This is a genomic window from Pseudofrankia coriaricola, from assembly GCF_032027725.1.
Lineage (GTDB): Bacteria > Actinomycetota > Actinomycetes > Frankiales > Frankiaceae > Pseudofrankia.
In genome coordinates, this window is sequence record NZ_JASNFO010000013.1 from 172224 (window position 1) to 195405 (window position 23182).

General features: G+C 72.7%; 18 protein-coding genes. 11 read left to right on the plus strand and 7 right to left on the minus strand.

All coding sequences use genetic code 11. The annotated features are described in order from the left end of the window. Positions 1-816 precede the first annotated feature (816 nt). Together QOZ89_RS09180 and QOZ89_RS09185 are read left to right on the plus strand one after the other, a co-directional pair. Positions 817-1677 carry a helix-turn-helix domain-containing protein gene (locus QOZ89_RS09180; protein WP_071053052.1) on the plus strand — a complete coding sequence of 287 codons (861 nt, stop codon included), beginning with the start codon at positions 817-819 and terminating at the stop codon, positions 1675-1677. Continuing rightward, complete coding sequence (locus QOZ89_RS09185) at positions 1674-1919, plus strand: DUF397 domain-containing protein (protein WP_071053023.1); 246 nt, start codon at positions 1674-1676, stop codon at positions 1917-1919. Before QOZ89_RS09180 ends, QOZ89_RS09185 begins: the two co-directional genes overlap by 4 nt. A gap of 856 nt (positions 1920-2775) precedes the next feature. Here the strand turns inward: QOZ89_RS09185 and QOZ89_RS09190 are convergent. Further along, entirely contained in the window at positions 2776-3168 is a 393-nt protein-coding gene (locus QOZ89_RS09190; RefSeq protein WP_131804174.1) for a hypothetical protein, read from the minus strand. Between QOZ89_RS09190 and QOZ89_RS09195 the strand changes: the two genes are divergently transcribed. Then, positions 3155-3313, plus strand: coding sequence for a hypothetical protein (locus QOZ89_RS09195; protein WP_198543549.1), 159 nt, complete (start codon positions 3155-3157; stop codon positions 3311-3313). The genes QOZ89_RS09190 and QOZ89_RS09195 overlap by 14 nt on opposite strands. Before the next feature lie 402 nt (positions 3314-3715). On the opposite strand, the gene QOZ89_RS09200 is transcribed toward QOZ89_RS09195, so the two are convergent. The 4 genes from QOZ89_RS09200 to QOZ89_RS09215 all read right to left on the minus strand — a co-directional run bounded on the left by QOZ89_RS09200 (position 3716) and on the right by QOZ89_RS09215 (position 8642). After that, positions 3716-4834 (minus strand): hypothetical protein, encoded by a 1119-nt coding sequence (locus QOZ89_RS09200; RefSeq protein WP_241842289.1) that lies wholly within the window; start codon positions 4832-4834, stop codon positions 3716-3718. A 61-nt stretch (positions 4835-4895) separates the two neighbouring features. Beyond that, positions 4896-6206 (minus strand): glycosyltransferase family protein, encoded by a 1311-nt coding sequence (locus tag QOZ89_RS09205; protein ID WP_312623535.1) that lies wholly within the window; start codon positions 6204-6206, stop codon positions 4896-4898. Continuing rightward, positions 6206-7342, minus strand: coding sequence for an NAD-dependent epimerase/dehydratase family protein (locus QOZ89_RS09210; protein ID WP_071053026.1), 1137 nt, complete (start codon positions 7340-7342; stop codon positions 6206-6208). The genes QOZ89_RS09205 and QOZ89_RS09210 overlap by 1 nt, the downstream gene beginning before the upstream one ends. Before the next feature lie 169 nt (positions 7343-7511). Continuing rightward, the gene (locus QOZ89_RS09215; RefSeq protein WP_071053027.1) at positions 7512-8642 is read right to left on the minus strand and encodes a DegT/DnrJ/EryC1/StrS family aminotransferase; all 1131 of its coding nucleotides are present in this window, start codon (positions 8640-8642) and stop codon (positions 7512-7514) included. Positions 8643-9821: 1179 nt separating this feature from the next. Between QOZ89_RS09215 and QOZ89_RS09220 the strand changes: the two genes are divergently transcribed. From QOZ89_RS09220 to QOZ89_RS09255, 8 genes are all read left to right on the plus strand, one after another. Then, complete coding sequence (locus tag QOZ89_RS09220; RefSeq protein WP_071053053.1) at positions 9822-10661, plus strand: amidohydrolase family protein; 840 nt, start codon at positions 9822-9824, stop codon at positions 10659-10661. A gap of 464 nt (positions 10662-11125) precedes the next feature. Next, entirely contained in the window at positions 11126-11635 is a 510-nt protein-coding gene (locus tag QOZ89_RS09225) for an MSMEG_0572/Sll0783 family nitrogen starvation response protein (protein WP_071053028.1), read from the plus strand. Then, entirely contained in the window at positions 11635-12918 is a 1284-nt protein-coding gene (locus QOZ89_RS09230) for an MSMEG_0568 family radical SAM protein (protein WP_312623536.1), read from the plus strand. Before QOZ89_RS09225 ends, QOZ89_RS09230 begins: the two co-directional genes overlap by 1 nt. Before the next feature lie 3 nt (positions 12919-12921). After that, entirely contained in the window at positions 12922-14736 is a 1815-nt protein-coding gene (locus QOZ89_RS09235; RefSeq protein ID WP_241842291.1) for an MSMEG_0567/sll0787 family protein, read from the plus strand. Positions 14737-14770: 34 nt separating this feature from the next. Next, the gene (locus tag QOZ89_RS09240) at positions 14771-15676 is read left to right on the plus strand and encodes a carbon-nitrogen hydrolase family protein (RefSeq protein WP_071053029.1); all 906 of its coding nucleotides are present in this window, start codon (positions 14771-14773) and stop codon (positions 15674-15676) included. An 82-nt stretch (positions 15677-15758) separates the two neighbouring features. Continuing rightward, on the plus strand, positions 15759-17822 hold the full coding sequence (locus QOZ89_RS09245; RefSeq protein WP_071053030.1) for an NAD(P)-binding protein: 2064 nt from the start codon (positions 15759-15761) through the stop codon (positions 17820-17822). Next, complete coding sequence (locus tag QOZ89_RS09250; protein ID WP_116271790.1) at positions 17819-18988, plus strand: MSMEG_0565 family glycosyltransferase; 1170 nt, start codon at positions 17819-17821, stop codon at positions 18986-18988. Before QOZ89_RS09245 ends, QOZ89_RS09250 begins: the two co-directional genes overlap by 4 nt. A gap of 380 nt (positions 18989-19368) precedes the next feature. Further along, positions 19369-20253 (plus strand): alpha/beta fold hydrolase, encoded by an 885-nt coding sequence (locus tag QOZ89_RS09255; RefSeq protein ID WP_071053057.1) that lies wholly within the window; start codon positions 19369-19371, stop codon positions 20251-20253. A 303-nt stretch (positions 20254-20556) separates the two neighbouring features. Here QOZ89_RS09255 and QOZ89_RS09260 read toward each other — a convergent pair whose 3' ends face one another. Both QOZ89_RS09260 and QOZ89_RS09265 read right to left on the minus strand, forming a co-directional pair. Further along, positions 20557-21465 (minus strand): alpha/beta fold hydrolase, encoded by a 909-nt coding sequence (locus QOZ89_RS09260; RefSeq protein WP_312623548.1) that lies wholly within the window; start codon positions 21463-21465, stop codon positions 20557-20559. A 71-nt stretch (positions 21466-21536) separates the two neighbouring features. Then, positions 21537-22829: a DUF427 domain-containing protein gene (locus QOZ89_RS09265; RefSeq protein ID WP_312623537.1), complete on the minus strand. Its 1293-nt coding sequence runs from the start codon at positions 22827-22829 to the stop codon at positions 21537-21539. Between the last annotated feature and the right edge of the window lie 353 nt (positions 22830-23182).

The window sequence follows — 23182 nt, forward strand, 5'->3', positions numbered from 1 at the left end:
TGGCGACGCGGACCTCGGGGTCGCGGGGGATCTCCTGGGCGGACGGGGGGGCGGTGTTTCTCCGCGTGGCGCGCGAGGCCGCTGACCTGGCCGGCTAGCCGGCTCGCGGTTGCGCTCACCGCCACGCTCCCCCCACGCATCCATCCGTCGCCAACTTCTCACGCTGAGGCGCTTTCTTGCCACTCAAAGTGAGGACAGACCGGAAGCATGGCGCCCGCCACACGCATATGCAAGAGCTTCTGTAAGGGTTTTGCTACGGGATGCTCGGTAGCGCGCGAGGACGGTGGCGGACCGGTGGCTAGATGCAGCGATGGGTCAGGACTGATCGATCCAGTACGGACGAACCCGGGACCTGCGTCGGCGCGGCAGGCGCCCACGGCGAGCCCCGGCCAGACCGGGTCAGCGCCCCGGCCGACGACGCCCAGCTGGCCCAGTGCCGCGACCGCCACCGGAGAGCCAGAGACCACGAGTGGACCTGGCGCGACCGGCGAGCCGGCGGCAGCGGAAGGGGTACAGGCAGCCACGATGCCGTCAAAGCCGATACGGCCGGCGAAACTGGGCCGGCCACGCGCGACCGGCGCGTCGCCCGTCATGTCGGAGACGTCGACGCCGCCGCGAGCCTCGGCGCCGGAGACAAGGGCGCCGGAGACGTCGGGAACGGCCGCGTCGACGAGGCCGGCCACCGGGCCAGCCACGCCACCGGCGGCTCCGGCCTCTGCCGAGCCCGAGCCTGAAGCCGAGGCCGAGGCCGAGATCGAGGTCGAGGTCGAGGTCGAGGGCGCCGACGGGACGGCACTGACCGGAGGGAAGACGACGATGGCGACAAGCGGCGGCCCGACGGTACGGCGCAGGCGCCTGGGCGCTGAGCTGCGGCGGCTGCGCGAGGCGGCCGGTGTCTCCGTCGAGGAGGTCTGCGACCTGCTGCGCTGCTCCGTCTCGAAGGTCAGCCGGCTGGAGAACGGGCGGGTCCCCGTCCGCACCCGCGACGTGCAGGATCTGCTGACCCTGTATGGGATACACGACGACAAGCACCGCGAGGCGCTGCTGGCGCTCGCCAGGGAGTCCCGCCGTCACGGCTGGTGGCACGACTACCACGACGTGGTGCCGGCCTGGTTCGAGATCTACATCGGCCTGGAGGGCGACGCCGCCTCGATCAGCGTCTACGAGTCGCAGCTGGTGCACGGCCTCCTGCAGACCGCCGACTATGCCAGACACGTCATCCGGGCCGAGGCGCCGGAAAGCCCGGACGACGAGGTCGACCGCATGGTCGCGCTGCGCCTGAACCGACAGCGCCGGCTGACCGCCGACAACCCGCCGCGGCTGTGGGTCATCCTCGACGAGGCCGTGCTGCGCCGCACCATCGGCGGCCCGGCGGTCATGCGCGGCCAGCTGCAATGGCTGCGCAAACAGTCAGAACTTCCCAATGTCACGATCCAGGCGCTTCCGTTCTCAGTCGGCGCACATGCCGGACTAGGTAGCACATTCTCTATCTTGGGATTTCCGAACTCCAGCGACCACGATGTGGTCTATATCGAAGAGGCAGCCGGAAGCCTCTACCTCGAGCGGCCTTCGGAAATTCGGCGCTATAGACTGAAGCTCGACTACCTGATGGCCTCTGCGCTGAGTCCGGAGGAGTCGATGCAGATGATTTCGTCCATAGCGGAGGATATGAAGTGAACAAATACGCGAAGCCGTCGCTCACCGACGTCGACGTGGCCCAGCTCCGCTGGCGCACCAGCAGCTACAGCAACGGCGCCGGCGGAATGTGCGTCGAGGTGGCGCCGCTCGGCCACGGCGTGGCGGTGCGGGACTCGAAGAACCCGGCCGGCCCGGTGCTGGCGTTCTCCGCCGCCGAGTGGGATGCCTTCCTCTCGGGCGCGCGCGACGGCGAGTTCAACCTGCGCCTGTCAGCCCGCTGAGGCGACGCCGCCCTGCCTCGGCCGGGAGACGAGGCGAGGGCAGGCAGGGGAGGGACATCGCCGTACCCGTCTTGGCTAACGGATGCGCACACGCCCCGGAGGTAGCCGATCGGCGCGGCTGGGCGGGTCCGGCTGCCGGGCCCCCCCCCCCCCCCCACGGCCCCGGGGCGGGCGCGGCCAGGCCCCCCCCACCCCCGCGGGGGGGCGCGGGGGGGGGGGGGGCGGCCGCGCGCCCCCCCCCCCCCCCCCCCCCCCGCCTCTGCCGCTGGGCGGGCTCGGCATGGCCGCCCCCTCCCACGAAGGCCTAGGTCACCTGGGCCTCGACCGGGCGGTTCGAAGACCATCGCCGCTCATCGGACCCGGTTGTCGCCAGGTCCAGCACGCATCCGGACAGGTTCAGGAACCGGACGGCTGCCGCGCGCCGACGGACCAACCAGACACATTCGTCGGATGCACCGGCAGCTGCACACACCGGATGCGCACCACACGCCGTGGCGCGGGAGCGTCTTAGGCTCGCCCTGTTGCCTGAACCGCGGGCACCGGCCCGTGAGCGCCTCGCACCTGGCCGGGCGACGACGGCCTCCTGGCCAGGGAAGACCCGTTGTCGGAACGGCGTCGTAGAGGCGGGAACGAAGTCGCGGCGCCGAACGTCCCAACACGGCCGTTTTGGCTCTTGCGTGCGCGCCGACCGTCGCGCACTCTTGTAGAGGTTCGGTCGGGCTGCGTTGATATGACGTTCGTCTGGGTTGTGTCGAGCAGCGTGATAACGCGGCGACGACACGGCCCGCGACACCGGTTCGGCATCTCGTCCAAGCGGCCCGCCCGACCGACGCAGGTACGGGCGTACCGCCGGCAGTCACGACAGGAGCACAGCCGTGATCGCGAAGAGCTGGACCCGCGCGGCGACCGCGCCGTGGCCGGCTCCGGCATGCGGCCGCGGCGTACTCACGCCGCCGGCCCCCTCGGCCCACCGAGCCCCGGCCGCGTCGGCCAACCGGCAGGCGCCCGCCCGCTCCCGCGCATTCGCGGCGCCCGGCCAGGCGCGGTGTGCCGCACCGATCATCGGTCCGCTGGCCGCGCCCCCCTCATAGCGGCGCCCGCGGGCCGGCACCAGGTACAGCACAACCCCTCGGCGGCAACACAGCCGCTCCGCCCGCAGCGTCGCGGCGGCGTTCTCACCGCATCTCAGCTCCTCCGCTTCCTTAATTTGTCCCCGGTACCGGGAGGTGATCGCCGTGGCCACCGCCACGACAAACCTGCTCAACACGCCGCTCGAGGACCCACGGGCCGAGCGTGTCCGACGGGCCGCGCTGTCGGCCTACGTTGATGGAAAGATCACCTTCGCGCAGGCCAACTCTCGCGTCCGCAAGGCCATCGAGCGCTTCCACAGCTGACCGAGCCGGGCCGCGCCGGCCGTCGGAGGTGGCGAGGATCCGGGGTTCCCGGGCCCCTGCCGGACGCGAGGCCTGGGTTCTTGCCGGCGGTTCCTGCTCCGCTGCCCGAGTCCCGCCCGGCCCGCTCACGGAACGGCGCCGGGCGCGGGCCCGAGCATGGGGGAAGTTCGGACCTGAAAGAGGTGGACGGCCGGGCGCCCGGGCGATCGGGGGGTGAACCCGGGCGGCCGGCCTGTCCTACTAATAACAGTCAGCGCACGAGCGGTCACGCTTCGCCCGCCGACTTGCCACCTGCGCAACCGGCATCCCACTGCTACGGCATACGTGTGGGAATGTCCGCACGGCCCGGCGGCCGGCCGGCGAGCGTCTGGCCGGCGCACCGTCAGGCCCCTGGTCCGCTGGCTACTCCGGTGGGCCTTGCCCGTGCTCGGGAGGCGTCGGCGCGGAGCGCTGCGGGGACGTCGGCGCGGTCCGCCTCACGGACGCGGTGCCGGGTGGGGGCGGGCGCGACCAGCCACATGACGTGGAGCCCGGAACCGGGCCGCCAGGCGTCCGTGCCTCGGCCAGTTCCGTCGCCAGCCCCTGGTGGGCCCCCGCGGGGCTGGCGGAACCGGCCTCACTCGCCTCCACGGCGGCGGCGCGGTCGCGCGCGAGACCCGCGATGCCGGCGGCGATGAGCACCAGCGCGAGAACGAACGCGATGAAGTGCCCCTCGGCGGGTGCTGGCTCGTCGAACATGGTCAGGCCCAGCACCACCGGCAGGAAGGCGGACACCCCGCTGGTCACCGGGAAGGCGACCACGGCCGCCTGGCCCTGCAGGCCACGCTGCTCGAGGCTCACCGCGAGCACCGAGAAGATGATGAGCAGGTAAGGCGCCGGGGTCCGGAGCAGCTCGAACAGGTAGGCGCCCAGGAAGCCGCCGGCGCGGCGCTCGTCGAGCGCGAGCCCGAACTGCCGGGTGGCGAGCGTGGCGATCGCGTATGCGGTCCCGGCGGCGACGCCGAACCCGAGCGCGGCGGTGGCGACCCGCTGCCTGGCCGCCGCCCTGTTCGCGCCGAGGGCGGCGAGCAGCGAGAACACCAGCCCGAACGACAGGAACAGCAGCAGCACCCGGTTGCTGGCCAGCGAGCCGACCTGGCCGTGCTGCTCGAACGCGTAGGCGAGCAGGCCGACGCCGGCGACCATCACACAGATCGCCACCACACCGACGCGGCTGAGGTGCTCGCGCAGCGCACAGCCGGCGAGCAGTGTGAACACGATCATGTCGAGCGCCATCACCGGGCCGATCATGGCGACCGGGGCAACGGACAGCGCGTACACCTCGAGCACGAAGGCCGCCATCTCGACGGTGAGACCGAGCAGCCACAGCGGCCGGCGCACGAGCCGGGCCAGCAGGCCCAGGCCCAGCCCGCTGCCAGCCTGTTCGCGGCGTGCCGCCACCGCCTGCATGAGCGGCGCGACCCCGTACAGCGCCGCCGAGCCGACCGCCGCGGGCAGCCCGTAGGCGATGGCGGTACTCACCGGCCGCTCCCAACCGCGCCACGGCCACGGCCAGGTACCGCCGCCGTGCCAGTGCCCGTCCTCACCGGCCAGGCGTGAGGCCGACCTGGGCCAGGGCTATACCGAAGGCACGTTCCCAGTCCTCCGGGCCGCGCGCGATCCGTCGTATCGGTGGCTTCACCCGGTCGAGCGCCGCCAGCGCCGAGCGGGCGAGCGCGCGAGGGTCGCGCCCGGCGATCTCGGCGCCGCCCTTCTCCAGCTCACCCTGCAGGTTGTCGCGGCCGTGGCCCGGCACCACGTCGAGCAGCAGCAGATCGCGGCCGATCACGCGGGCCTCGCTGCAGGTGTCGCCGGACGAGGTCACCACCAGGTCGGCGGCGGCCATGAGCGCGGGGATGCGGTCGGTGAAGCCAAACGGGATGACCCGGTGCTCACGCTCGGCGAGCGCCGCGAGCTTGCGCGCCAGCTTCGCGTTATGGCCGGCCACGGCGAACACCCAGACGCCGGTGGCTGCCAGCGCCTCCGCCGCTTCGACCAGTGGGCCGAGCCCCCAGGATCCGGACATCAACAGCACGCATCGGCTTTCCAGCGGAATACCGAAGGCCAGCCGGGCATCACGCTGGGTTGGTGCCTCGTAGAACGGCGCGCGCACCGGAGCCGGCACGACGGCGACCTCGGCGGACGGGTGGAACCGGCGCACGTAGCGCACCGCTGTCTTTGAGGTCACCAGGTAGAGATCGGTGTTCTGGTGCACCCACAACCGGTGCGGGCAGACGTCGGTACAGAACACGACGGTGACGAGGCCGGGGAAGTCGGGCTTGATCCGGCTCGTTGCCGCGGCGCCGGTGGCGAAAATGGAGATCACGAGGCTTACTGGCTCTGTGGTCAGCTCGTCCCGCATCCGCGGCACCAGGAAACGGCTGGAGACGGCATCGATACCGGTGGCGATCCGTCCGCCGGTACGCAGCTGGTTGAAGTGGAACGCGTCGTACAGGCCAGGAACACCGACCATCCCACGGAACACGGCCTCACCGATCCGGCCACCCGGGCCACCGAGCATCCGCAGGCTGTCCAACGTGCGCACCCGCATCTGCCGGGCCTCCAACGACACGGCGCACGCCTGCGCCATGACATGGTGGCCCATCCCGAGCGAACCGGTGAGAAGCAGCGCGCCGCCGCTCGGCCGAGGCCGAGTCGTCGGGACCGGGAGCCCGCCAGCCCCAGCCCAGGGCCCAGTGCCGGTGCCGGTGCCGGTGCCGGCGGCGCGCGCGGCACGGACCTGGGGATCGGGCGCCGTGGGCACGTCCTGGGGACGAAACGGAACGGTCGGGATCTGGGCCGGGTCGCCGGGGGCGCGAGCCAGACCGGGCCGCCGGCCCGGCTCGGTGGCCATCACCGCTCCCCCGACGCCGCGGGGACGCCGGTCGACCGGGCGGACGGCGCGGCCTCCTTACCGCCCTGCTCGGCCGCGGGCTTGCCACTCGCCGCGGCCGGGACGGTCGCCGAGGGCCGCGGCCGACTGGCCGGAGGCCGGGCCGCGGACGCCGGCGCGACGCCGTCCTCCCGGTTGCCTCGGTACCACTCGATGTACTGGCGGACGCCGTCCCGGAACACGGTGGTCGGCCGCCAGTCGAGCAGTCGCGCGGCCAGTTCGGCCGACACCTCCCTGCCCCGATAGTCGCCGGGCCTCGCGGGAACGTGTTCAATCTTGATGTCGGGGAAGTGAGCTCGGACAGCCTCGGCCATGTCGAGCACGCTTACCCGCTCGGCGCCCTCCAGCGCGATCGTCGCGTTCTCGGCCGCTGGCGTCGTCAACGCGCGGACATGCGCGTCAGCGAGGTCGCGGACGTACACGTAACGGCGGAACTGCTGCCCGTCGCCCGCGACTGTCAGCGGCTCGCCGGCCAGCGCGCGGGCCACGAACCGGGCAAGAACCAACTCGTCGCGCATCCCTGGCCCATAAGGAATGCCATAACGCAGGATCGTGAACGGTAGACCGTAGGTCTCCCGGTAGCTGTGCAGCAGCAGCTCCGCCGCGAGCTTGGTCGACGTGTAGACGTGCCCGGCCCGGTCCAGCTCGATGAACGCATCCTCCGTCAGTCCGCGGCCCTGGCCGCGGTCGGCGCCGGTGTCGGCTCCGGCGCGGCCGTCCGGAGCGTCGCCGGGCGTCTCGGGAACCGCGCCGTAGACCCAGACCGTGCTGGCGAACAGCACTCGGCGCAGGCCGCACCGGCGGGCCGCCTCGCAGACGTTGCCGGTGCCCTCGACGTTGAGCCGCACGGTGCCCACGGGGTCGGCAAAGGCGATGTCGACGTTCGACATGCCGGCGATGTGGAACACCGCGTCGCATCCGTCGAGGGCGGCGACCACCGCGTCCAGGTCGAGGACGTCGACCGCCTGGCCATCGGCGCGCGGGTCGGCGTTGCTCACGTCGAGGTCGAGCGCGCGAACCTCGTGGCCCGCGTCGAGCAGTCGGTCGACGACGTGTGCGCCGATGAATCCGGAACCGCCAGTAACCGCAACTCGCATGTCTGTGCTCCAAAGAGGAGGGCCGCCACGACGAGGAGACCGGCCGGGCCCACGCCGCCTGGCCGGTCCGCGGGGCGGACGAGACGGACGATGAGGACTAACCGCCCGGGGCCGCCGCACGCCGATGCCGGCGGCCGCACGGCGGTCCCGGCCCGCCGGGCCGGGCTCGTCAGCCGGCCAGGGTCAGGGTCCGCAAGGCCGCCGAGAGGGCCGCCAGAACGTGGTCCGCCTCCTGGTCGGTCATGTCCGAATGAACGGGCAGGCAGATGTGTCGCGCACAGATGTCCTCGGCGACGGGCAGCGTTCCTCCGGCGTGCTCCCCGAAGACCGGCTGCTGGTGCAGCGGCGCCTCATAGACCTCGCCGGCCAGTCCGACGCCGTGCCTCTCCTTGAGCTCCTTGCGCAGCGAGGAACGGTCGACACCGGGCCAGGGAATCACGACGTACTTGTAATAGTTCGTGACGTCTCCCAGCGGGACCTGGATGCGCCGCACACCAGCGAGATCATCGATGGCCGCGTCATACCTGGCAGCAATCCGTGCACGGTTAGACAGGAACTCCGGCAACCGGCGAAGGTGTACGAGGCCGGTGACGGCGTGCAGCTCGCTCATCCGCCACGCATACCCCTCCCGGATGTGCACGTTGCCGAGAAAACCGGCCTTCCCCTGGTCACGGTAAAGGAGCGCCTCGTCCCGTACCCGTTCGTCGGCGGTGAGGATCATTCCACCCTCACCGCTGGTGATGACCTTCGTCGGGTAGAACGAGAACGCCGCGGCGGCGCCGAACGACCCGGCGTGCCGGCCCGCCCGGGTCGACCCGTGGGCGTGGGCCGCGTCCTCGACGAGTATCAGTCCACGCTCGGCGCACAATGCCTCGACGTCGCCGATGTCCTCCGGGATGAGGCCACCGATGTGCACGATGACGACGGCCTTGGTGTCCTTCGTCAGCGCGGCCTCGACGGTGGTCGCCGAAAGCGCGAGCGTGTCGGGGCCGACATCCGCGAACACCGGGCGCCCGCCCGCGCGCAGCACGGCGAAGGCGGTGGCCGCGAAGGTGTTGGTCGGCAGCACGACGTCCGCGCCGGCGACGCCGACGGCCCGGAGAATGATCTCCAGCGCGGCGGTCCCGCTGTTCACCGCGACGGCGAAGGGCGCACCGTGCGCGCGCGCGAAGGCGTCCTCGAACTCCCGGGTATATGCCCCGAGCGTGAGCTGCCCGCTGGCCAGGATCTCCGTCGCCGCCGCCGTGATCTGCGCCCGGTCAGCCTCGGAGAAGACGATTCTCGCCGCTGGAACCCGCACCCATTCCCCCTGTCTTCCCGATGGCGTCACCCGAAGCTCGGATGCTCATGGCCTTCCAGGCCTTTCCAGGCCCACACCCGCGGTGAGCAGGCGCGGCACTCCCGCGGCGCGGCGCCATCAGGGGCTCCGTAAGACACGACAAAAGCCACGGCGAAAGGACGGTCGCCGAGGCCAGTCGGCGGCGCGTCGTCGGCCGAAACCACTCGGCGGGCGTGCCAGCGGGCACCGGGGACCGGAAGCACTCGAACAGTCGGGTCAGCGACCGCCGTCGTCCGCGCCCTGATGTCGTCGACACCACCACCGTCAGCAGAACGTTAACCGCTCTCGGCCAATCCGGCCTGCCGTATCCGGAGAACGAGATCCGAATACTTCCCGTCCCGCCACCCATCAGCACCGTGTGTTCCCGCCTTCTCCCCAATCGGCTGCCCCCCATCCCCGCCCAGCCCACCCCACCACCGGCGAGCACACCCCGATTCCGCCCACCCCCGCCGCGGCCCCAGAAGTCCGGCGAACCACCCATCCGGCGGGCTTGACCTGGGTAGTCCGCATTGGGGCCGGTAGCGGGCGGTGAAGACGGCGAGAGAAGCGAGCACGCCGGCGTGTCCCGTGGGGCCGATCCCGTGAGGTGCGGGGAACGCGGGGCCGGGGAACGCGGCGCGCCGCAAACGGACGTCCAGGAGTCGGCGTGCCTACAGGCAACGTATCCAGCGGATCGGTCTACCCGTGGCGCGGACGGGCACCGCCGATGCGGATCAGATCCATGAACAACGCGGACGGCGCGGAACCATGACGCGGCGAGGAAGTCGACCTCAAGGATCGGCGAAAGCGCGGTCCCGGGCCGGCAGTCCATGCAAATGTGGACACCCCGGCGTCCGTTACTCCTGGCGTACGGGGGGAACGCAGGAGGTGCGACCGTCGGGGTGTGACATGAGCCTACGTCCCCCGCTTGTTCGGTTGGGAGGGGACCAAAGTCCCGGCTTTGACCTCTAGCTCGCCGCGCGTCGTCTACGCTCCGAACATTTAACGTGACTCTCAGGCGTCACTCATTCCAAAACCCGAGCTCACTGCCTGGAAGCCGGCCGCACGGAACCGCCCGGAGCCACCCACGCCCGACAAGACCGTGTGTGACTGTGTCGGATCTGTTGCACGGCGGAAACGACCGGATGCTTCACTGTGGCCGTGCCGCTGCGAGAAGTACACGACGCGCACCGTCATCTCGGCGTCCTGCCCGCCTTTGGCTTCTATGGGGGACCGCCGGTAACGCCGGACCTCGGCGCGCGAGCGACCATCGCCGAGCTCAGGGCCGACCTGGACCGGGAGGGCACCGCCAGAACCCTCGTGATCCCGAACTACGGCGTTCCCGACGTCGGCGTCACATTCGGCTTCAACGAGCTGTGCCTCGAGGCCGCTCAGGCCGACGACCGGATCCGCGCGGGCCTGTGGGTCTCACCTCGGCCGGCGGACGCGGAGTTGACCGAGAAGGCGCTGTCGCTCGCTGGCGAGCCGGGCGTCGTCGCCCTGAAGCTGAGCTTTCTGCTCGGCGGACGAGCCGACGCCGCCGAGTGCGCGCCCCAGCTCGACGCCATCTTCGCGACGGCCGCGGCCCACGACCTGGTGGTGCATGTCCATACGTCGCCGGGCGCGGCGTCCGACATCGACCTGGTCGGGCTCCTGGTCGACCGGTACGCCGACAACGTCCGCATCCACCTTGTCCACCTCGGTGGTGGGGTGAGCGGGCACATCAAGCTGATCGGCGGCCGGTTCTTCGACTGGATCGCGAGCGGCAAGCGGGTCTACACCGACACCAGCTGGGCGGTGGGTTTCGCGCCCCGCTGGCTTGCCGCCGAGATCGAACGCCGTGGCGTCGGCCACGACCGGCTCCTGTTCGCCAGCGACGAGCCGTGGGGCGACCACCCCGGTGAGCTCGCCCGACTCGCGGCGGCGGTCGGCGACGGCGAGCTGGCCCGCCACGTCTTCATGGACAACTTCGCGTCCCTGTACGGATCGGGCGTGACCTGACCGGCGGCCCGCCGCCATCGCGCGGCCGGCCCGGCCGCGCCCGACGGATGCCCCAGGCGGCCAACCCGCCGGCGCCACAGCGAAAAACGCCGGGCGACCCGGAGATTAGGCCCACAGCGGGGCCACAGACCGACGGGCGCCGCCCGCCCACAGTGGAACCGTGCCAGCCGGACCAGACCCGTTCAGACCACCGAGAACCCGACCATGCCACGGCCTCTCGCCCGGGGTTCCTGCCGGATCGGCGGCAGGGTCCCTGCCGGATCCGGGGTCCCTGCCCGATTGGCGAAGCCGATCGGGGAGGTCTGGGAGCCGATCTGGGAGGTAAGCGAGCTGGGAGGTCGTCAACACCGAGGCGACGGCCACGGCGGCAGAGATCCGCCCGCCGCCAGAGACGTCATGACCAGCACCAGAAGGACCCGGAAGCCAGGCAACGCGCGGATGCGCAGAGAGGAGTCGCCGCCCCGATGGAGCTGACCGAGCTGGAGCAGCAGAGTCTGACCGAGGTCCCCCACCCGTCGCTGCCGCCCGGCAGCAACCTCTACGGCTCGACGAAGATCTTCCCGGATTACCAGGCCGAGAACGGCGAGTGCTACCTGACTCTGATCCACGGCATCGCGCACGAGTCGTCGGTCAGCTTCGTGGCGATCCTGCAGGCGACCCGCGCGCTGAGGAAGGGCTTCGAATCGGTCATCTACTTCTATGGCCCCGGCGCGATGAACGCGATGGCCACCCGCGGCTTCCCGCGCACCGGCGACTCGGCCTTCGCTGGCGAGCACAACATCAACAACCAGCTGGAGACCTTCATCAAGGAGGGCGGGAAGGTCTACGTCTGCCGGTTCGGCCTCTCGCTGCACGGCCTGCGCGAAGAGGACCTGATCGACGGCGCGATCCCGGCGCACCCGCTCGACATCCAGGACTGCGTGATCCATTACGCACGCAAGGGCGCGATCATCAACTCGACCTACATGTTCTGATGACGCCGCCGCCCGCCCCCGCCGAGGCGACCGGCGCCACGGCCGGCGCCGGCGCCGGCGCCGGCGCCGCAGCCAACGCCGGCACCAACGCCGGCACCGCCGACCGCGCCCGTTCCGGCACCTCGGCGACTGGCACGAGCGCCCCCGGGTCCGGCACCACCGCGACCGGCGGCGGCAAGGTCCAGGGCCAGGGCCCGCGCCTCGACCTGAGCCAGGCCGCGAGGCCCGGCGCGAGCCTGGAGACGAGGATCGGCCTGGCCGTGCAAGGCGTCCGGCTCACAGCGCCGGTGCGCCGCACCGCCGGCGCCGGGCCGAGCGACGACGGCCACGTGGTGCTTGGGGGCCGGGGCGCGGCACTGCCGATCGTCGCGACCAGCCGGTACGAGGTGAACGCCGGACGGCTGCTCTACGACGGCACGGACCTCGGCGTGCCCGTCGAGCCGGTGCGCCGGCCGCGGTTCTACGACCTGGTCACCGCGGACGGCGTCCCGTACGAGCAGATCGCCCGGCTGCACGGCGCCGACGTACTCGCGACCACCGTGCTGCAGACCTGCGTGCGCTACCAGGAGCCGGACCGATGCCGGTTCTGCGCCATCGAGGAGTCGTTGCGGTCCGGGGCTACGACCCGGCTGAAGACGCCGGCGCAGCTTGCCGAGGTCGCCAGGGCCGCTGTCCAGCTCGACGGGGTGCGCCAGATGGTGATGACGACGGGCAGCACCGCCGCGCCCGACCGCGGCGCCCGGCTGCTCGCCGAGGCGACCAGGGCCGTGCTCGCGGCCGTGCCCGGCCTGCCCGTTCAGGTCCAGTGCGAGCCGCCGGGCGACCTCGCCGTGCTTTCCGAGCTCCGGGCCGCGGGGGCGAGCGCGATCGGGATCCACATCGAGTCGCTGGACGACGCCGTCCGCGCCCGCTGGACGCCGGGTAAGGCGACCGTCCCGCTGGCCGCCTATGAGGCGGCGTGGGCCGAGGCGGTCCGCGTCTTCGGGCGCAACCGGGTGTCGACATACCTGCTCGTCGGCCTCGGTGAGGACCCGGACGAGCTGGTCGTCGGCGCCGAGCGACTGATCGGCATGGGTGTCTACCCGTTCGTCGTCCCGTTCCGCCCGCTGGGCGGGACGCTGGCCGCCCGCGACGGCGCTCGCGCGCCGGATGCGGGCGTCGTGGCCGACGTGACGCGCCGGGTCGCGGCGGCGCTGCGCGCCGCCGGGATGCGCGGCGCCGACCAGGGCGCTGGCTGCGCCGCCTGCGGTGCCTGTTCGGCACTGCCCGAGGCAGGAGGCTGACCCATGGCAGGTGACTCCGCGACCGGTTGTGGCTGCGGGTGCGAGGCGTTCACGAAGACCATGGGCGGGCGCCGCGAACCGCAGACCAGGCCTCCCGGCTCGGCGGCTCCGGCCCGGCCGGAGCCCCGGACGCTGACGATCGGACCGGTGAACGGCGCGCGCGGCCGCGGCTCCACCGCCGCGGTGGCGTCGACGAGCCTCAGCCACACCGATGTCGAGCCCGCCCGGCACCCGCCCGAGACCGCCGGCAAGGCGCCCGGGGATGCCCCCGACCAGGGCAACGCGGCCCTCCCGCGACTGGAGGCGGCCCGTCAACCGCCCGAGCGGACCGGTGGGGCCGGGCCGGCGCTGCTCACGGCGAACCCATACCCGATCCGGCCGCCGCGTCCGGTGGACACGCTCGCGGTCTGGGGCGATCCCGGCACGCTGCTGCGCCGCCCTCGGTACCTGGTCGAACAGGCGCGGGATCCAGCCACGATCGCCGCGTACCGGCGCCTGCGCCGGGCGGTCTTCGTCGACGAGCAGGGCATGTTCGACGACGGGCCGGTGGGGGATCTCGACGAGGCCGACGAGGACCCGCGCACCGTCGTGCTGGTGGCCCGCAGCCTGGACAGACCGGGCGACGGCGAGGTGGGCGAGGTGATCGGCGGGGTGCGGCTTGGCCCGGCACCTGCCTGGAGCGGCGACGACATCGGCTGGTGGCACGGTGGGCGGCTGGCTGTGGCCGCCCATGCCCGCGAGCGCTACGCCGGCGTCGGTGGCGCGCTGGTCCGAGCGGCGTGCGCCCACGCCGAGGCGGCCGGCGCGCTGCGCTTCGACGCGACGGTCCAGCCGAGCCGGGAGCGGTTCTTCGGCCGGCTCGGGTGGATGACGGTCGGCCCGACCACGGTGCGCGGCGCGCCGCACGTGCTGATGCGCTGGCCGATCGACCGGGTCGCGATGCTCGCCGCGACCACCAAGGCGCCGCTGGGCGCGCTGCTCGGTGCCCTGCGCCCCGGCGGAGCCGGCTTCGTCGGCGACGACGGCGCACCCGTGCCCGGTACCGGCCTGGTCGCGGCCTGCGACGCGATCCTGCCGACGATGGTGGACCGGGACCCGTTCTGGGCCGGCTGGTGCGGGGTGCTGGTCAACCTCAACGACCTCGCGGCGATGGGGGCCAAACCGCTCGGCATGCTGGACGCGGTGGCCGGGCCGACGGTATCGCGGGTGAGCCGGGTACTCGCCGGCCTGCGCGCCGCCGCCGACGGCTTCGGCGTGCCGATCCTCGGCGGCCACACCCAGCTCGGGATGCCCTCGGCGCTCGCGGTCACCGCGATCGGGCACACCGACGCGCCGATCCGCTCGGGCGCCGGCCTGCCCGGCCATGCCGTCACCGTGACGGCCGACCTCGCCGGGCGATGGCGGCCGGGCTACACCGGCCGCCAGTGGGACTCGACGTCGGGCCGGCGCACCGCCGAGCTGCGCGCGATGCTCTCGCTGACGGGGCGTCACCGGCCGGTGGCCGCCAAGGACGTGAGCATGGCCGGCGTCGTCGGCACGCTGGGCATGCTCGCCGAGTCCAGCGGCTGCGCGGCCGAGCTGGATGTGGCCGCGGTGCCACGGCCGGCCGGAGTGGCGGCCGGAGACTGGCTGACCTGCTTCCCGGGCTTCGCGATGGTCACGGCGGATGTCGAGGGCCGGCAGATGCCCACGAGCTCGCCGGCGGTCTCGGCCCGTTGCGGTCGGCTGCTGTCCGGCAGCGGCGTCTCGCTGCGGTGGCCGGACGGGCTGTGCACTCCCGTCCTCAGCGGCCACGTGACCGGAATGGGCCCGGCATGAGCAAACTGAATAGTGGAGAGCTCGAGGGATAGTCATGGCCGTCGTCACCATCGCCGTCGTGTCAGACTCGTTCGGGCGAGACCTGGACGAGTGCATGCGTACGGTCGCCCAGCACATCGAGACGGCCAGGGCCCGCGGCGCCCAGTTACTGGTGCTGCCCGAGGCGGCGCTCGGCGGGTACCTGCTGGAGCTCACGTCAGACGCCGACCCGGGGCCCGTCGGCAGCGCGCCGCTGCTCGACCCGGACGGCCCGGAGATCGCTCGCCTCGTCGATCTGGCTGGCGACATGGTCGTCTGCATCGGCTACTCCGAGCGAGCCGGCCACCACCGTTACAACAGCGCGGTCTGCGTCGGCGGCGGCGCGGTGCTCGGCCGGCATCGCAAGGTGCATCTGCCGCTGGGCGAGGTGGCGTCCTACGAAGCTGGCGACCAGTTCCGCGCCTTCGACACCCCGATCGGCCGGATCGGGATGCTCGTCTGCTACGACAAGGCGTTTCCCGAGTCGGCGCGCAGCCTCGCGCTCGCCGGAGCGGAGATCATCGTATGCCTGTCGGCCTGGCCGATGTCACGTACACACCCATCCGACGACCTGGCCCTGGACCGGTGGCGCTACCGCTTCGACGTCTACGACGAGGTGCGCGCGCTGGAGAACCAGGTCGTCTGGGTGTCGGCGAACCAGGTCGGGCAGTTCGGGTCGTTGACCTTCGTCGGAAACTCCAAGATCGTGCACGCGAACGGTACCGTGCTCGCGGCGACCGGCGACGACCCAGGGATGGCCATGGCTCACGTGGACGTCGAGGAAGCTCTGCACGTCGCCCGCCGAAGCATGAACCACCTGCGCGACCGGCGCCCGGAGGCCTACGACATCCAGTGCCTGCTCGCCGGCGAGCCGACGATGCGCCAGCCCTTCGCTCGCGTCCCACCGGCTCGCACCGGCTGACCCGCGCGCGACGCGACGGGGCGCCGGTCCGGGACCCCTAGACGGCCCACGGCCGCCGCAGCTACCAAGGAGCGAGACCGCCATGTCCCCAGCGGCCACCGAGCGCGTCGTCATCGTCGGCGCCGGCGCGGCCGGCCTGCTGGCCGCCGTGCTGCTCGCCCGCGCGGGCCGCCAGGTGCTGGTCGTCGACCGCGACCCCGCGGCGGCCGGCTGGCCCGGCCCGGCCGCGCCAGGCGCCGCCGAGGTCCGGGCGGACCCGAGGGCCGTCCTCCCGCGGGCGGGCGTGCCGCAGGCGCGGCACTCGCACGCCTTTCTCGCCCGGTTCCGCGCGCTGCTCGCGACGCGGACGCCCGATCTGCTGGACGCGCTGCTCGCCGTCGGCGCGCGCGAGATCCGGATCACCGAGACCGCCCCGCCGGAGATCCGCGCCGCTCTCGCCGCCGGCCCCACGGCTCTCGCCGCCCTCGCGGACCTCGCCGCCCCCTCCGGCCCGGCGGATCCGGCCGGCCGGTCCGGCGTGGTCGGCGGCGAGGTCCCTGCCTGGCTCGCCGGGAACCCCGACGAACTGATCGTTCTCGGCTGCAGGCGAGCGCTGCTCGACGCGACGCTGCGGGCAGCGGCGCTGACCGAGCCGGGTGTGACGATCCAGGGCGGCCGGCGCGTCGCCGGACTGGTGACCACACCCGCCGGCCCGTCCGCGCCGGGCGGCCACGGCGGTGTGCCGTGGGTACGCGGGGTGCGGTTCGACGACGGCGCCACAGTCGAGGCCGACCTGGTGGTCGACGCCGGCGGGCGGCTCTCGCCGGTGCACGAGCTGCTCACGGCGGCCGGCGCGCCGCCGCCGCCCGAGCTCGCCGTCCCCTGCGGGATCACCTACTACTCCCGCTTCTACGCGCGCGGCGGCGACCACTCGTTCGCCACCGAGCTCAACCGGGGCCATACCGTCGGCGCCTCCTTCGACCGCTACTCCTGTCTGGTCTTCCCGGCCGACAACGACACGTTCTCGGTGACCTTCGGGGTCCTGCCCGAGGACACCGAGATGCGGGTGCTGCGCCACGACGCCGCCTTCGACGCGGCGGTCCGGGCGATCGGCCTGGTCGCGCCCTGGCTGGAGGGCAGTCGACCTACCGGATCGCCGACCTCCCAGATCGCTGACCTCCCAGATCGGCTTCCGGACCTCCCAGATCGGCTCCGCAGGCTCCGCCAATCCGGCAGGAACCCCGAATCGGGCAGGGACCCCGGATCCGGCAGGAACCCTGCCGCCGATCGGGCAGGAACCCGGCCGCCGATCCGGCAGGGGCCCTGGGCCGCCGACGCCGACGCCGACGGCACGGGACACTCGGGCCCCGCCGGTCGCGCCCCGGACCGGACCCCCGTAGGCACGGTGGTGCCACTGGGGCCGGTCGCCGCGATGGCTGGGCTGCACAACCGGTTCCGGCCGTTGGTCGCCGACGGGCGGCCGGCGGCGCTCGGCGTGCTGGCCATCGGAGACGCGGCGCTGATCACGAACCCGGCGCACACCCGCGGGACGACGCTCGCCGCGCTCAGCGCCTCCTGGCTGGTGGACGCCGTCACCGCGACGCGTGACCCAGGCGAGCGCGCACTGCGGCTGGATGCCGCGCTGCGCGCGGAGGGTCTGCCCTGGTACCACGACTCCTGCGCGCAGGACGCCGCCCGCCTGGCCCGCTGGCGGCAGCCCCCGCAGCCGGCTCAGCCGACCTCACCGGCTCGGCCGACTCCACCGGCGCAGAGGCGGCCGGACGAGCCGGAGGCCGTGACGAACAGCGAGGCTTTCCTCGCCGCCGGGCGCGACCCGGTCATCTGGCACGCGTTCGCCCGGCTGCAGAACCTGCTCGCGATGCCGGCGGACCTGCTCGCCCACCCGGACTTCGTCGCGCGAGTCCGCGCCGTCCAGGCGTCCGGCTGGCACCCACCGCAGGTGGCGGGACCGAGCCACGACGAGCTGGTGGCGACCGCCCAGGCGGCGCTGGCCCGGTCCGGTGACGACGGCGGGGCCGGGACCTCCAGCGCCGCCGGCCCGCCACCAGACCTCCCGGATCGGCTTGGCCGACCCGGGAAGGAACCCGGGCTCCGCCGACCTGCCAGGGACCCAGTCGCCGATCGGGGAGGAGAGCCGACGCCGTGACCAGCGCCAGCCGGTCTCGCCTGCTTCGGATCGCGCTGCTGACGTACTCGACCAAGGCGCGCGGCGGGGTGGTCGCGACGCTGTGCCTCGCGGAAGCGCTCGCCCGCGCCGGCCACCGGGTGGATGTGTGGACGCTCGCTCGCGGCGGCGACGCGGGCTTCTTCCGCCCCGTCGACCCCGCGGTCCGGGTGCGCGCGGTGCCGTTCCCCGACCGGGCGGGCGAGACCGTCGGGGAGCGGGTGCTGCGCTCGATCGACGTGCTCGGCGCGGCCTTCCCGGCCTACGCCGGCACGGCCCCCGGCCCGGGCTTGGGCTCGGAAGGCCACGCGAGCGCCGAGGGGTACGACGTCGTGCACGCGCAGGACTGCATCAGCGCCAACGCCGTCCCCGACTGCGTACGCACCGTCCATCACCTCGACAGCTTCACCACGCCCGAACTGGTCGCCTGCCACGAGCGGGCGCTGCGCCGGCCGTACGCGCACGTCTGCGTGTCGGCGGCGGTCGCGGCGGAGCTCGCCGAGGGCTGGGGCATCACCGCGACGGTGATCCCAAACGGTGTCGAGGCCGGCCGGTTCGCCGCCGCGGCGGGGGAAGACCCGACCGCGCGGGCGGCCCGCGCCGCGTGGCGCGACCGGCTCGGCCGGTACGTGCTCGCGGTCGGCGGCATAGAACCTCGCAAGGGCACCCGCGACCTTGTCGAGGCGATGGCGCTCCTGCGCCCGGTCGCCACACCGGCCCTGGTGATCGCGGGTGGGGAGACGCTGTTCGACTACCGCGCCTACCGGGCCGAGGTGCTGGCGCGGGCGGCGGAGCTGGGCGTGGAGCCGGTGCTGCTCGGGTCCGTGCCGCACGCCGATCTGCCCCCGCTGGTCGCCGCGGCCGACGCCTTCGCCTTCCCGTCCGTCAAGGAGGGCTTCGGTCTCGCGGCGATGGAGGCGCTCGCCGCCGGGGTTCCCGTGGTGACCAGGGACCTCCCGGTGCTGCGCGAGGTGTTCGCCGGCGCCGTCCGCTTCGCCGCGACCCCGGCGGACCTGGCCGCCGAGCTCGGCGCCGCCCTCGCGGCGCCAGACCGGGCCGGCCGCGCCGCCGGCGCGATGCTCGCGGCGCGGCACAGCTGGGATCAGGCCGCGGCCGCCCACGTGAATCTCTACCTCGGGCTGATGTGATGACGGAGGGTTCCCCGCCGTGCCCCGGCCGAACGGCACCGGCCCGGGCGTAGGGGCCGCCGGCTGCCGGGCTGACCAGCCCGGCAGCCGGCGGGGCAGAAGAATGACAGTCCTGATCAGCTTCTCGGTCGGGTTGACCATGTCTTGTCGGCGTTACGCTGGCCAGGCAGGATAGGTCGGTCCGACTACACCAGGACCACGGGCCACAGGCCACGGAACCGCGGGCGATATCGGCTGGTCGTCCCGCGGCCGCGCGAGGCTTCACCATGATCGCGTGGTCGCGGGACGGCGACGATTCCGCGGGCACTGTGGAGCACCGACCACCGCGCTTGGACCACACCAAGCGGGCAGCCGACGAGCCGAATGGCGGACAGCGGGAGATGGACGAGGAAGCACCGTTCTGGTTCGACCATGCGCTGGACGACCGGCCGGAGCACTTCGAGGTCGAGGTCGAAGGCGCGCGGATCAGTTACCGGTGCTGGGGCGTGCCGGACCTGCCGGCAATCGTGCTCGTGCACGGTGGTGCCGCGCACGCCGGCTGGTGGGACCACATCGCTCCGCTGATCCCGGACGAGTACCGGGTGGTCGCGCTGGACCTCTCCGGGCACGGTGACAGCGATCGTCGCGACGACTACACGCTGTCCACGTGGGCCGCCGAGGTGGTCGGCGTGATCGACGACGCCGGCATCGCCTCGCCGCCGATCGTCATCGGGCACAGCATGGGCGGCTGGGTCTCGATCACGACCGCCGCGGAGCATCCCGACCGGGTCGCCGGCATCGTGCTGATCGACTCCCCCGTCAGCGAGTACACCCCGGAGGAACGGGCGGCCCGCGACCGGACCGCGTTCGGCCCGCTGCGGGTCTACGCGACCGTGTCGGAGGCGCTGGCCCGGTTCCGGACCGTCCCGCAGCAGACGCACACCCTGCCGTATGTGATCGAGCACATCGCCCGGAACTCGATCGGCTCGGTCGAGGGTGGCTGGACCTGGAAGTTCGACCCGAACGTGTTCGGCAACCGGACACCGGCGCCCGAGGTACTGCACAAGGTGCACTGCCGGGTTGCCCTGTTCCGGGCCGAGAACGGCCTGGTCACGCACGACATCGGCGGTGAGATGTACAACCTGCTGGGCCGGGTCGCGCCGGTGATCGAGATCCCGCTCGCCGGCCACCACGTCATGCTCGACCAGCCGCTGCTGCTGGTCACCGGCATCCGAACGATCCTCGCCGACTGGGAGCACTCCTCCCCCCAGGAACGCACCGACTAGGGCGGTCCCGTGTCGGACGCTCCGCGCCCCAGACCTCCCTGATCGCTTCGCGATCCGGCAGGGACCCCGACCGGGCGCCGCCTGGTCGGGCGCGGAGCGCCCTCCCCGCGTGGTTCCAGGTCCAGGTATATGACGGCGGCTGGGCTGGTTCCGGGCTGACGAGGTGGTTGCGTTGGCGCCAGCGCTGAGGCGCGGTCACCATCTGTGGTTGGGTTTCGCGCATTGCTCGCCAGCACGAAGTCATACCTGCCGCGCGGCTCGACGCCGAAACCCCTGAGTGTCCCGGTCGGAGGCGGGCGTGTGTCACGTCAGGGTTTCGGCGGCCCAGGCGCTGAGGGTGGGGGCGAGGAGGGGCCAGCGGATGAACAGGCTGCCGGCGGTCGCCATCTCGGCCTGGCGCTCGAGGTACTCGCGGTCACCCCACGGCGGCTCGACGAGGCGCGCGCCCGGCAGCAGGCCGGCCACCGCCTCGGACGTGGCGCGGGGATGGAACGGGTCGCTCGCGCCGCCACGGAAGACCAGCGCTGGGGCCTTGATCGCGCGAGCTGCGTCGTCGGACAGGCCAGGGATCCGCTCGTCGGGCCGGGGGCAGTATGCCGACATCCAGCGCTGCAGGGTGGCGACGAACCGGTCACGGTCCGCGTCGAGGATCCGCTGGCGGTTGTCCGGGTTGGCGGCGATGGTGCCGGCCCAGTCGGGCAGGTCGGCGACGGCGGCCATGTCCCGCGTCCAGGCGGTGGTGATGCTGGCGGTGTAGTAGACGTTGCCGAGAATCATCAGGCCCATCGGGCCGCCGCTGATCCACCAGAGCGCGAGGCCGGCGGCCACCTCGGGATGACGCGCCGCGGTGAGCAGCGAGACGCGGGTGCCGACCGTCGCTCCGATGAGCACCGCCGGGCCGAGGTCGAGATGGGTGAGCAGCGCGGCCAGGGTATCGGCGTGCATCTCGGGCTCGCTCGGCCCCTCGAAGCAGACGTCCGACTCGCCGCAGTTGGGCCGGTCCCAGATCAGCACCCGGTCGTTATGGACCGCCAGCGCCTCGGCGAGCTCCCGCACCCCCGGGGTCTCCTTGGTGAAGCGGCCGCCGGTAGTAATCACCCACAGCCGGCCCTCGTCCTCGCGGTCGCCGACGCCGTCGCCGTCACCGTCACCGTCACCGTCACCGACGAGCTCGTAGGCGATCCGCAGCCCGTTGACCCGCGCGTATGCCACTGCCACCTCTTCGAGAACGTTTCGCCGGTCCGAGACCGTCACCCAGCCAGGCTCTCAGCCCCGCGAACGGCTCAGATCGCTGTTCGGTCGTCCAGTCGCCGTCCGGCGGCAATGCCGCGGGCCGTGGCATCGACCGAGAACGACGCGACCAGCGCACCGTCCTCGGCGTACACCCGGCACTCCGAATGGGTCATGCCATCACCGGCGAACGTCGAGTGGTGGTGGTAACGCATCCACCGGTCCGCCCGGATCTCGGCGTGCAGCGAGAGGCCGATCGCGTTGATGCCCATGGACAGGGTGCGATGCGCCTGGTCCTGGCCGATCCCGGCATGCGGACGTAGCGCGGCGGCGATGGAGATGTGCCCGGCAAACTGCGCCAGCAGGCCGGCGTGCAGCGCCGGGTCCGCCGGAACCTCACGGAAGCGGACCCAGGTGTCGATGACCGACGGTCCGACCGGGGCGGCTGAGTCGTTGTTGTACGCCGCGCCGACCATGCGCAGGTCCCGCCCGGTGACCGACATGTCGTAGGGCTCGCTGTCGTACGGGCCGGCGCAGGGTGGTGCCGGGGCCTCGTGCCGAACGATGTCAGGCGCGGTGACGTCGAGGAACAGCGTGCCGCTGGCCCGGCGCTTTCCGTCCTGGCTCACCTGGACGCCCAGCGTGCTGAACGTCCGTCCTGAGCTGAGCTCCTCGAGCTCGAACTCCAGCGGGAGGTTGGCGTCGGCTACTCGGTAGACGACCAGATGCGCCGACACGACGCGCCGCCCGCCGGTGTGCCGCATCGCGGCGACGACCGCCTGACCAAGGATCTGGCTGGCCTCGACGACGGCGCGCCCATGGTTGGGCCGGATGACACTGACATAGCGGCCTTCGCCGGCTGCCCGCACGTCCATGATGTCGATCAGATCGGCGGCGTCGCCCCAGGTGGGGAACCGCTTGATGGTGGCGTTCCGGGGGTCCTCGCCGGCCACCATGTCGACCAGCTCGACACGCACCCGGTCATGGTCGAATGCCGCGAGATCCGCTAGCCAGTCGAGTCCCGAAGCAGGCTCGGTGAAGCTCCACAGCACGTCGCGACCGTCGACCAGGCCGTCGTCCGTGCCTTCCTCCGGGGCATGCCACTCGGCGACCGGGGCCGCGGCCTTGCCGTCGAGGGTCCACAGCTCGCCGGAGCCCTTGACCGGGCAGGTCACCCGGCGGCCCTCGTTCTGGAAAAGGTCGAGCCGCACGTCCGCGCGGGGGAAGTACAGCGTCGGCCCCTGCCCCGGCTCGCGGACCCGCACCGCCGCCACCGATTCGGCGACCAGCCGGTCCCCCCACCACGCCCTGGCCCGATACGGACACGGGGAGTGTTCAACGGTCAACCCCGCACCCGGTTCGGCCGCGACTGTCACTGGCTGCACGATCCGGAGCGTAATACTCCCATGCCGCACACGCCCGTTCTCGCCGGGCGGCAGGACCGTGGAGGAACTTGGATACGATACGTGGTCAAGCGCACACGGCTGTACGGGCCGCTGAGGCCCGAAAAACGGTTCCCCGGTAGTCGGACATGGGTCCGCCACGCCGCCGCGGTGGTGCTGCCTCGTCGCCAGGACCACCGAAGGGCGGACCGTGGCAGATCAGCCTGCCTATAGGCTTGCTCATCCAACACACATTGATGGCAGCGCCGCGAAATGGGGGCAACAACCCCGGGTAAATTGGGGGGGGGTTGTAAACC